Source organism: Phytoactinopolyspora endophytica (genome assembly GCF_004138495.1).
GTDB classification, from domain to species: Bacteria; Actinomycetota; Actinomycetes; order Jiangellales; family Jiangellaceae; genus Phytoactinopolyspora; species Phytoactinopolyspora endophytica.
Window position 1 is genome coordinate 536,969 of the sequence record NZ_ML142849.1, and the last position, 11,125, is coordinate 548,093.

The window sequence follows — 11,125 nt, forward strand, 5'->3', positions numbered from 1 at the left end:
ACCGGGCATGTTCGTGTCCGACTCCACCCACATGCCGCCGACCGGCACGAACCGTCCCTCGTTGACCCGCGCCCGGATCCGCTCGAACAACTCCGGAAAGTGGTCGCGCATCCACGCGTACTGCTGCGCCGACGACGCGGCGAACACCAGGTCCGGATCCTCGTCCATCAGCGCCAGCACATTCGAGAATGTCCTGGCGCACTTGCGCACCGTCTCTCGCACCGGCCATAGCCATGCGGAGTCGATGTGCGCGTGCCCGACGGCGACCACCCGATGCGCGCTGGCGTGCGATGGAGACGCCAGGACCTCTCGCAGGCATTCCCGCCCGTCCACGGCGGTGCCCGCCACGTCGTCCGGGTCCACGGCATGCAGCATCCGCTCCAGCGCCCGCAGGATCTCCGCCCGCCTGGGAAGCCCTTCCGGCAGCTCACGCATCAGCCCGGCCAACGTCCACACGTCGCTTTCGAGCTCCCACACCTGCGTGTCCAGCTCTGCCACGTCGACCTGCCGCAGCCGATACAACGGTTCGTCGCCAGCGGACTCCTTGTCCCCCAGTGGCGTCGGCCGGAAAGAGAACCCGTCTGCCACGTCCGGGTTCGCCGCCGCCTCCACGTACAGGTCGATCTCCGCCCCCGGCCGGGCGTCGCTCAGTGGCACGTACCGGTTACGGGGCTCGACGGCCTTGATGATGACGCCGTCCGCCGAGTACACAGTCCCCTCGGCCTGGAACCCCGGGTGTCTCTCCGAGAACCCAAGGTCGACCAGAACCTCAACACTCCCACCCGAGGACGCAGCGCCCCAGGCCTCCGGGACCCGCCCCGTGACGTGGAACCACACCGTCTCCCACGGCGTGCCCCACCGCCGGCCCACGTCGAACGGCATGTATGCCTGCGTCACCGCCTTGTCGAACGGAACCGGCTCGCCCGGCACCGGCCACGCTTCGACCTCGAGCGGCGCGGTCCGCCGGTACACGGCCGGGCGGATCCGCTCCCGCACGAACCGTTCCAGCCGCGCCTCGACAAGGCCAGAGTTGTCATGCATACAAGCTCCTTCTAGCTATCTCTCGTGAACGGCGATCGCGCCCACACACCTCTGTGGCCCCGAGAACAAGCCGATAGCCGGCGACGCGACCGGCCCCGGTCAGGGGGTGGGAGAGGGATCTCCCGGCTCAAGCCCAACCGGGCCACAGACCAGCTACGCCCGACACTCTCCACGCAACCCGCCGCCGGGAGATCCCTCTCCCTCCCCCAACACAACCGACCCGCCGCGTCGTCAAGCACACCAGCACGTCTCGGCCCACACCCACGCAGCGCGATCAGCCCTTCACCGCCCCTGCCATGGTGAACGACCCACCGAGCAGCCGGGAGACGAGCACGTACAGCACCAGCACCGGCGCCGCATACAGCAAGGAGAACGCCGCCAGCTGCCCGTAGGCGACGGATCCGTACTGGCCGAAGAAGGTGAAGATGCTCACCGCGGCCGGCTGCTTCTCCGGGCTGAGCAGCAGGACGAACGGAACGAAGAAGTTCCCCCATGCCTGGATGAACACGAAGATGAACACCACCGCGATCCCGGGGCGCATCAACGGCACCACGACGGTCCGCAGCGCCTTCATCGCCGACGCCCCGTCCACCCAGGCGGCCTCTTCCAGGCTGACCGGCACCGAGTCCATGAAGTTCTTCATCATCCAGATCGCCATCGGCAGCGAGGTCGCCGCCAGGAAGAAGACCGTCCCGGTCAACGAGTCGAGCAGGTTCAGGCGGACGAACAGCCCGTACACCGGCACCATCATCGCCGTGATCGGCAGTCCGGTACCGAACAGCACCCCGTACATGAACGGCTTGTTGAACCGCATCCGGTAACGCGACAGCGGATACGCCGCCAGCACCGCCGCCACGACGGTGATCAGCGCACATCCTCCGGAGAGCACGAAACTGTTCCACAGCGGCCGGAAGGTCTGGTCCGTGGTCAGCACGGCATCGAAATTGGCGCCCGACACGCTGCCCGGAACGCTGGCCACCAGCGACGCGGACTCGTCGATCGACGCGAGCACCAGCCACCCCAGCGGGAGCAGGAAGCACATACCGATGACGAGCAGCACGGTGTTGGAGATGGCCCGTACGGAGAGCCTTCGCGGTGCGGCCACCGAGATCGGGCGGGAGGAGACCGCCATGTCAGTCCACCTCCGGACGCAGCATGCGGATGTAGATGATCGAGAACACCGCGCCGATCAGCAGCATGATGGTGGCGATCGCGGTGCCGTAGCCGACCCGGCCGAAGCTGAACGCCTCCTGGTAGGCGAGGATCGGCAGCGTCGAGCTGTCCGTCCCCGGGCCGCCGGCGGTCATGACGTAGATCAGCGTGAACACCTGCAGGGTCATCAGCGTCGTCAGCATGAAGTTCGTCGATATGCTCCGCCGGATCATCGGCAGCGTGACGTACATCAGGCGCTTCGGCCCGCTGGCGCCGTCCACCGTCGCCGCCTCCGTGACGTCGGGCGGCAGGTTGGCCAGCGCGGCCGCGTACACCATCATCGAGAACGCGGCGCCCCGCCAGATGTTGGCGATGATGACGGCCAGCATCGGGAAGTCGTACAGCCAGTTCGAACCGCCGAGGCCGACGAGCCCGAGCGCCTCATTGAGCGTGCCGTCGGCGTGGAAGAAGGCGTACGCGGCGAACGCGGCCACGATCTCTGGCAGCACCCATGCGGTCACCACAAGCGTGCCGACAACGGCGCGGACGACGCCGGTCGCCTGCCGCATGAGCATCGCCAGAGTCAGGCCGAGGACGTTCTGGCCGATGATCGCCGACGTCACGACGAAGACGACGGTCAGCCAGACCGACTTCGGGAAGTTCGGGTCGGAGAAGAGACCGGTGTAGTTGTCCAGACCGATCCAAGAGCTCTCCTGGGCAGCCGCCCCGGTGAGTGCCGCGTCGGTGAACGACCCGTAGAACGACCACACCACCGGCCCGGCCATGAACAGGGCGAGCAGAACGAGCGCGGGGCCGAGGGGAAGCAGTCGACCGGCGGTCCGGCCGGCGGATCGGGCCCGGCTGGGAGCGCCGTCCGGCCGCGGGTCGACCTTGGGTCCGGTGTCGAGCGTCGTCGTCATGTGAGGCGTGCTCAACCGGCGGACATGACGGCGTCGGCGCCGACGATCCGCTCCACCGCGCTGTCGTACGCGGCGGCGGCCTCTTCCGGCGACTGCTGACCGGTCATCACCGACTCCATGGCCACCTGGATCTCATTGGAGATCTGCGGGTAGTCCGACGTCGCCGGGCGGAAGTGGGTGAACTCGACGATCTCGGAGAAGAACTCGAACGACGGGTTGGCGTCGATGTACTCCGAATCCTCGGCCACGTCCTCGCGGACCGCGATCTGGCTGGCCTCCACGTCGTAGCTTCGCGAGTTCTCCTGGTCCAGCGCCATGGTGATGAACTCGAACGCCAGGTCCGGCGCCTTCGAACCGGCGCCGACGGCGAGGGTCCAGCCGCCGGACATGCTCACCGCGCCCGGGTCCTGCCCGTTCTGAGTGGGCATCGCGGCGTTCGCCATCACGTCGTTCCACTCCGGCCACGGCGCCTCGCCGGACTCCATCCAGTTTCCTCCCTGCCACGATCCGTCCAGGGCGATCGCCAGCCTGCCCTCCGGCAGCCACTGGCCGGTGACCGTGTTGCCGAGGTTGGGGTCGAGCGCTTCCTGCGGCGACGGCGCGAGGCCCTCGTCGAAGATGGTCTGGATGAACCCCAGTGAGTCGACGAACCCCTGCGAGCCGGTGATCCAGCTCTGCGACTCCTCGTCGTAGAGGCGGTCCTCGGTGCCGTACAGCAGCATCTCGAAGCCCTGCATCGACGATGCTTCACCCATCGCTTTGCCGGAGTAGACGTTCAGCGGGATCACGTCGGGCAGCTCCTGCTGGATCGTCCGTGCGGTGTCGAGCACGTCGTCCCAGCTCTGCGGCTCCCATGGGACGGAGATGCCGGCCTGCTCGAACAGTTCTGTGTTGTACCACAGCGCCCGGGTGTCGGTGCCCATCGGAACGCCGTAGGTGCTGCCGTCGTCGCCGACGCCTGCGTTCTTGGCGTTGTCGTAGAACTGGTCCCAGTCGTCCCATTCGGCCAGGTAGTCATCGAGCGGAAGCAGGTAACCCGCATCAACATCCGACTTGATCATGAAGGTGTCTTCATACATCACATCCGGCGCGGTGGACTCGGAGCCGTGCATCAGCGCCAGCTTCGTGAAGTAGTCGTTCTGCGCGGCTTCGATCGGCACGAGCTCGACCGTCACGCCGTCATGCTCTGCCTCGAAGTCCTCCTTCACCTGGGTGAAGTGCTCGTCTGCCTGGGTGAAGTTGCCGAACTTCTGATAGACGACCTTCAGTGTGTCGCTTCCGCTCCCCTCCGCCTCATCGGAGTCGGAGCCGCAGCCGGCCATGACCACCATCGACGCCGCCATCCCGACGGCCACGCTCACTCTCAGACGCATGGATACTCCCTTGGTCCACGTCCGGACGGGCCGGCTTCACGGCCGTGATCGGCGGCTGCGGGTCAAAGCCCGGCGTCGCGTCGCGCCGTCCCCGCATGCCGCTGTCTCCGTCGTGAACCAGCTCCAGGTGGAGTAAATAAATCAACTGGATTAATTACTGTCAAGGGTTTCCGGAGGATTCGATGCTCCACCGGCATCGATTCCCGCCCCACGCCGGGCGTCGCGGTCGAATCAGATACGACTTCATGGCGCTATGGCGCCTCGTTCTCGTATCTGATCGAGGAATACGCGACTCTTAAGTGCCGAGGAGCAACGACGACGGACGCGGCGAGAAGCTGTGATCCAGGACCAGGCACGCGGCGCCCACCGCACCCACGTCCTCCCCCACGCTCGTACCGACGACGCTCACACCGTGCACGTTGCGCACCGTCGTCGCCGCGTCGAGCACGGGCGGGATCACACGCAGATACCGTCCCTGCAGCCGGCTCCAGAACGGCCCACCGAAGATGACACGTTCCAGGTCGAGCAGGTTCACAATGTCGGATACGGCCTTGGCCACACGCTGGGCCGACCTGTCGAGCACCTGCCCGGCCCGGGCGTCGCCGGCGTCCGCGTACTCACACAACACAGTGAACCACCGGTCCACCGCCCTGGCATCGCTGCCGCTCGGCACGGACTCCAGGACACCGAGCTCGACCGCTTCCTTCACCAGCGCCATCGGCTCGCAGGAGGCACCGACGCATCCCCGTAGCCCACACCCGCACATCGGGCCGTCGGGGTCCACGATGAAATGTCCGATCTCACCTGCGTTGTCCGACTTGCCGCGCACCACGCTGTCGCGCACCACAACACCGGCTCCCACCCCGGTGCCGAGGTAGAAGAAGACGAAACTGCCGGTGCCGGCGGGGCCGCCCGCCCACATCTCCGCCACCGCGGCCGCCGTCACGTCCTTGTCGATCAGCACCGGCAGCCCGGTAGCCTCGTACAGCGCACTCCGGAGGGGAACGTTGCGCCACCCGAGAAGATGCGGAGGATCCACCACCTCGCCGCGCTTCGAGTCGATCGGCCCCGGCGACGCGATACCGATGCCGAGGATCCGTTCCTCGTCCAACCCCGACTGCCCGATCAGGCTGCTGATCGCCTCGGCCGTCCCGACCACGATCTTGTGCGGATCCGTCACGGGCGGAGTCGGTTGCTGAGCTTGTGCGACGACGTTGCCCGCCAGGTCGAGGATGACGAAGGTCATCACGGCGGGATCGAGGTGGACCCCGACCGCGTACCTACCAGACGGCTCCAGCCTGAGCATGGTGCGGGGCTTCCCAGGGCCGGAGCTCTGTTTCCCGGCCTCGGCGATCAGCCCGAGATCCAGGAGCCGCCGGCAGATGTTCGTCACGGTCTGCGCGGACAGCCCGGTCGCGCCGACGAGCTCCACCCGGCTGAGACCGTCACCCGACCGCCTGATGGTGTCCAGGATGACCGCCTGGTTGAAGTCGCCGACACGCGGGAGATTGGTTCCCCGACGCATCGAGGCCCCCCAGCTCTGTGTCACTTATGCCACTCTTCGTCATGGCGCATGACCCAACGATATTGCTAGGCGAGCGTTTCAGCATTGCTAGGCGACCGTTTCAGCGTCCTCAGCCTGACGACGGCCGTCCCGGCGGGTCTTCAGCAGACTGGCCACCGTGGTGACGACGAGCGCACCGATGATGACCACCAGGGAGAGCGTGATCGACACCTCCGGCACGTGCAACGGCTCGCCGTCGTTGACGAACGGAAGGTTGTTCTCGTGCAGGGCGTGCAAGACCAGCTTCACTCCGATGAACGCGAGGATCACCGCGAGCCCGGCGCTCAGGTAGACCAGGCGCTCCAGCAGGCCGCCGATGAGGAAATACAGCTGCCGGAGGCCCATCAGCGCGAAGACGTTCGCCGTGAAGACAAGGAACATCTCCTGCGTGATGCCGAAGATGGCCGGAATCGAATCCACCGCGAAGAGCAGGTCGGCGGACGCGATCGCCAGGAACACGATGAGCATCGGCGTGAACATCCGTCGTCCGTCGACCCGGGTACGCAACTTGATGCCGTCGTACTCCTGGCTCATGGGCAGCCGCTTGCTCAGCCTGCGGATGAGCGCATTGTCGTAGCTCTCCTCATGCTCCTCGTGTGTGACCTGCTGTTGCGCCAGCTTGACGGCCGTGTAGACGAGGAACAGCCCGAAGATGTAGAAGACCCAGGCGAACTGGTTGATAGCCAGCGCACCCAGCAAGATGAAGACGCCACGCATCCCGATGGCAACGAGAATGCCGAACATGAGCACGGACTGCTGATACTTCCGTGGCACCTGGAACTGGGTCATGATGATGACGAAGATGAACAGGTTGTCGACGCTCAGGCTGTATTCCGTGAGCCAGCCGGTGAAGAACTCGCCGGAAGCCTGGCCACCGCTGACGAACAGCAGGCAGATGCCGAAGATGACGGCCAGAGAGATGTAGAAGGACACCCAGCAGGCGGCTTCCTTCATGGAAGGAGCGTGCGGGCGGCGGGTGACGATCAACAGGTCGGCGATAAGGAGGAGGGTCAGGACGACGAAGGTTCCAACCTCGAACCACACAGGCAGGTCAAGCACGAACGTAGAGTTCCTCTCCGGTCAGTGATACGCACAGCTCACGCTGTGCTACTCCGGAGGTCTCTTCCGCCCGGCGGACCGGACCGGAGGCACCGGGTGAGTCCTGCCGGACACATCCGAGATGACGATGCCACCGCGTAGGGATTACTCCCCTCCACGTCTCGTTCAGTATCCCACACCACCATGGCGGGGCTGATAACCATGTCCGGCATCCGGCGCGGACTCCACGGAACCTATGGCGGATCGCCTACTTCACGCCCGCTTCGTGCATACCGCGAAGCTCCTTCTTCAGCTCGGCGATCTCATCCCGCAGCCGCGCGGCGAGCTCGAACTGCAGCTCCGCGGCCGCGTTGTGCATCTGCTGAGAGAGCTGCTGAATGAGCTCGGCCAGGTCGCTGCTCGGCATGCCCGCTAGCTCGGCCGCGTGCCGGCCCGCCTCGGAACTGCTCTGCATACCCGGCACCGGAGCCTTGCCCCGGCTCGCCGTCCGTCCCGAACCCTCGATGAGCTCGTCGGTATCGGCATCTTCCCGGGCGAGCATCTCGGTGATGTCCCCGATCCGTTTCCGCAGCGGTGTCGGGTCGATCCCATGCTCGGTGTTGTACGCGATCTGCTTCTGCCGGCGACGGTTCGTCTCCTCGATCGCGTTCTGCATCGACGGCGTCACTGTGTCGGCGTACATGTGCACCTGGCCGGAGACGTTCCGCGCTGCGCGGCCGATGGTCTGGATGAGCGACGTGCCGGAGCGCAGGAAGCCCTCCTTGTCCGCATCGAGGATGCTGACCAGCGAGACTTCGGGCAGGTCCAGCCCTTCACGGAGCAGGTTGATGCCGATCAGGACGTCGAACTCCCCCATCCGCAGCTCCCGCAGCAGCTCGACCCGGCGTAGCGTGTCGACCTCACTGTGCAGGTAGCGGACGCGGACGCCGTTCTCCATCAGGTAGTCGGTGAGGTCTTCGGCCATCTTCTTGGTGAGCGTGGTGACCAACACGCGCTCGTGCTGCTCAGCGCGCCGGTTGATCTCGTGCATCAGGTCGTCGATCTGCCCCTTGGTGGCCTTGACCACAACCTCGGGGTCGATCAGGCCGGTGGGCCGGATGATCTGTTCGACGACACCGTCGCCCTTCTCCAGCTCGTACGGACCCGGGGTGGCCGAGAGGTACACCTTCTGGCCGACCCGTTCAAGGAACTCGCCCCATTTCAGTGGCCGGTTGTCCATGGCGCTCGGCAACCGGAACCCATGCTCCACGAGCGTCCGCTTGCGACTCATGTCACCCTCGTACATGCCGCCGATCTGCGGCACGGTGACGTGGGACTCGTCGATCACCAGCAAGAAGTCTTCGGGAAAATAGTCGAGCAGACAGTTCGGTGGCGATCCCGGCTCGCGTCCGTCGAAATGCCGCGAGTAGTTCTCGATGCCCGAGGTGAAGCCGACCTCTCGGATCATCTCCAAGTCATACGAGGTCCGCATGCGGAGCCGCTGCGCCTCCAGCAGCTTGTTCTGCTTCTCCAGTTCGGCCAGGCGTTCGGCCAGCTCGGCTTCGATGGCTTGCTGGGCCCGCTCCTGCGTTTCCGGGGCCGCGACATAGTGCGACGCCGGGAACACGTACATCAGATCCTCGTCGCTGATGACCTCGCCGGTGAGCGGATGCAGCGTGGTGATCCGTTCGATCTCATCGCCGAAGAACTCCACCCGGACGGCCAGCTCGCCGTACTGCGGAATGATCTCCAGTGTGTCACCGCGGACGCGGAACGTGCCGCGCGTGAAGTTCTGGTCGTTCCGGGTGTACTGGATCTCGACGAGTCTGCGGAGCAGCGCCTCCCGGTCGCGTTCTTCCCCGACCCGCAGCCAAACCATCCGGTCCGCGTACTCCTGCGGGTTACCCAGGCCGTAGATGCATGAGACGGTCGCCACCACCACGACGTCCCGGCGGGTCATCAACGAACCGGTGGCCGAGTGCCGCAGCCGCTCGACCTCATCGTTGATCGAGGAGTCCTTCTCGATGTACGTGTCCGTCTGCGGGACGTACGCCTCTGGCTGGTAGTAGTCGTAGTAGGAGACGAAGTACTCCACGGCGTTGTTCGGCAGCAGGTCACGGAACTCGTTGGCCAGCTGCGCCGCCAGCGTCTTGTTCGGCGCCAGCACCAGCGTCGGGCGTTGCAGGCGTTCGATCAGCCAAGCCGTCGTGGCGCTCTTCCCGGTTCCGGTGGCGCCGAGCAGGACGACATCGTTCTCTCCCTCCCGTACTCGCTGTTCCAGCTCATCGATCGCCTGCGGCTGATCACCGGACGGGTCCCAGTCGCTCACGACCTTGAACGGTGCCTCGCGGCGGACGATGTCGATGGTAGGGCGCATGGTTCCAACCGTATGCTCTGCCACCGACAACGTCATGGGTTGCGTTACGAATGAGCGCTGCGGAAGCGGTGGTGGGGTGCGGAGTTCCGTCCTCGCCCGCGGCGAGGTCGTCGCGGGGCTCCTCCCACGCCGACGCCCGCGCCTACCCTGAACGGAATTCCGCACCCCACCACCTTCTCTGGTCGCCTTTCGTACGCCGCAACGGAATGATCACTGGTCAAGTAGGCGCAGCCACTTGGAACGGTCAGAAAGACACATGACCCGCACCACGACCGCTATTTGAGCTCGACGGCAGCAAGCCGCACCTTCTCTGTGCGTCATATCACAGATCAATAGTTTGACGTCCAAGTAGTACACCGAGAGACTCATCTCGAATCCAAATAGCGAAAGCGATACGTGCAGGCCAATACCCGCACCACGCGGGCGCATGCTTGCCACATATCGCGACTACGCACACGGGGGAACAATGCGCAGAACCACGCGCCCACATCGGCGTGGGCGTCACAATGACACGATCGCCCACCGAAAGTCACTACTCACCGCCTCAGTCGGAATCATCGTTGTCACCGGCATGGCCCTCGCCGTGAGCGCCGCCGCGCTTCCCAGTCCGGTTGGCGACTGCGAGGGGGACGAATGCCCCACCGAGTGGTCGCCCCCACACAACGGCGACCTCAGCGGCACCGACGACGCAGTCAATGTCTTCGTCGGCGGTGACTTCACGGTGATCGACGATGCCGCGGAGGCTGAAGGCCGCACCGTCGTACTGCGCGACGCGCACATCGACCGGAGTTCCGGTCAGGGCTACAACGTCGGCGTGGTCGGCGTAGGATCGCGGGTTCCACCGCCGGACGGTGAGGACCACTTCATCATCGGCGGCGACCTTACGATCAGCGACGGCGCCACCGTCTTCCTCGGTGGGTTCGACACCACCGGCACGTTCGTCACCGGGAACCTCGCCTACGGCGGCGCGCAGAACTTCACCGACGAGCAGGTGGACATCACCGGCGACGGCGAGGTCCGCCAGGACCCGTCAGCCGTGGATGAGTACACCAGCCTTCCGTCCGTACTCGGCGAGCTATCCCATTGCTACGGCGAGAACGCAGCGACCGGCGAGATCGTCGAGATCGGCGCCACCGCCACATTCACCGGCGACGGCGAGAGCGACCTGCAGGTGTTCACGGTCGACGGCACCCTGCCCACCGACGGCGACGACCCCGCCATGATCGAGTTCCAGGACATCCCGGACGATGCCACGGTGTTGATCAACGTAGTAGGCGAGAACGCGGACCTCGCGCTCAACTCGGGCGAGCTCGACGCCGACCTGACCCAGCGGGTCCTGTGGAACTTCCCTGGAGCGTCCAGCGTGGATCTCCACGGATACGCCCAACTGCCAGGCTCGATCCTCGTCGGTTCCGCCGACAGCACCACGACCATCGACCTGCCCGGGACGAACGGCCGGGTTCTCACCGCCGGCGACCTGGTCCACGGCGGTGGGTTCAGCTCGGGCAACGAGATGCACAGCTACCCATTCGTCGGCGAGATACCGGACTGTGAGGAGACCGACGAGCCGGGCGACGACAACGGCACCGACGACGGCACAGGTGACGACAACGGCACCGACGACGGCACGGGCGACGACAACGGCACCGACGACGGCACA

At 65.7% G+C, this 11,125-nt stretch carries 9 protein-coding genes; 2 read left to right on the top strand and 7 right to left on the bottom strand.

Annotated features, from left to right (window positions below):
* From ELR45_RS36515 to ELR45_RS02420, 4 genes are all read right to left on the bottom strand, one after another.
* Nucleotides 1-1,041: glycoside hydrolase family 38 N-terminal domain-containing protein (locus ELR45_RS36515; protein ID WP_205855716.1), on the bottom strand; the 1,041-nt coding region annotated here is incomplete at its 3' end.
* Between the two features lie 274 nt (nucleotides 1,042-1,315).
* A complete protein-coding gene (locus ELR45_RS02410) occupies nucleotides 1,316-2,173 on the bottom strand; it encodes a carbohydrate ABC transporter permease (protein WP_205855717.1) in 858 nt (285 codons plus the stop codon).
* Between the two features lies 1 nt (nucleotide 2,174).
* The gene (locus ELR45_RS02415) at nucleotides 2,175-3,113 is read right to left on the bottom strand and encodes a carbohydrate ABC transporter permease (protein ID WP_129663113.1); all 939 of its coding nucleotides are present in this window, start codon (nucleotides 3,111-3,113) and stop codon (nucleotides 2,175-2,177) included.
* An 11-nt stretch (nucleotides 3,114-3,124) separates the two neighbouring features.
* Nucleotides 3,125-4,486, bottom strand: coding sequence for an extracellular solute-binding protein (locus tag ELR45_RS02420; protein WP_129663115.1), 1,362 nt, complete (start codon nucleotides 4,484-4,486; stop codon nucleotides 3,125-3,127).
* Here ELR45_RS02420 and ELR45_RS34410 point away from each other — a divergent pair.
* Complete coding sequence (locus ELR45_RS34410; protein ID WP_165367398.1) at nucleotides 4,485-4,622, top strand: hypothetical protein; 138 nt, start codon at nucleotides 4,485-4,487, stop codon at nucleotides 4,620-4,622. The genes ELR45_RS02420 and ELR45_RS34410 overlap by 2 nt on opposite strands.
* Nucleotides 4,623-4,781: 159 nt before the next feature.
* On the opposite strand, the gene ELR45_RS02425 is transcribed toward ELR45_RS34410, so the two are convergent.
* The 3 genes from ELR45_RS02425 to uvrB all read right to left on the bottom strand — a co-directional run bounded on the left by ELR45_RS02425 (nucleotide 4,782) and on the right by uvrB (nucleotide 9,465).
* Nucleotides 4,782-6,011 carry an ROK family transcriptional regulator gene (locus ELR45_RS02425; RefSeq protein ID WP_129663456.1) on the bottom strand — a complete coding sequence of 410 codons (1,230 nt, stop codon included), beginning with the start codon at nucleotides 6,009-6,011 and terminating at the stop codon, nucleotides 4,782-4,784.
* 87 nt (nucleotides 6,012-6,098) lie between these two features.
* Nucleotides 6,099-7,109: a TerC family protein gene (locus ELR45_RS02430; RefSeq protein ID WP_129663117.1), complete on the bottom strand. Its 1,011-nt coding sequence runs from the start codon at nucleotides 7,107-7,109 to the stop codon at nucleotides 6,099-6,101.
* A 247-nt stretch (nucleotides 7,110-7,356) separates the two neighbouring features.
* Entirely contained in the window at nucleotides 7,357-9,465 is a 2,109-nt protein-coding gene (gene uvrB, locus ELR45_RS02435) for an excinuclease ABC subunit UvrB (RefSeq protein WP_129663120.1), read from the bottom strand.
* A gap of 571 nt (nucleotides 9,466-10,036) precedes the next feature.
* Here uvrB and ELR45_RS02440 point away from each other — a divergent pair.
* On the top strand, nucleotides 10,037-11,125 hold a 1,089-nt coding region (locus tag ELR45_RS02440; RefSeq protein WP_165367399.1), incomplete at its 3' end, for a choice-of-anchor A family protein.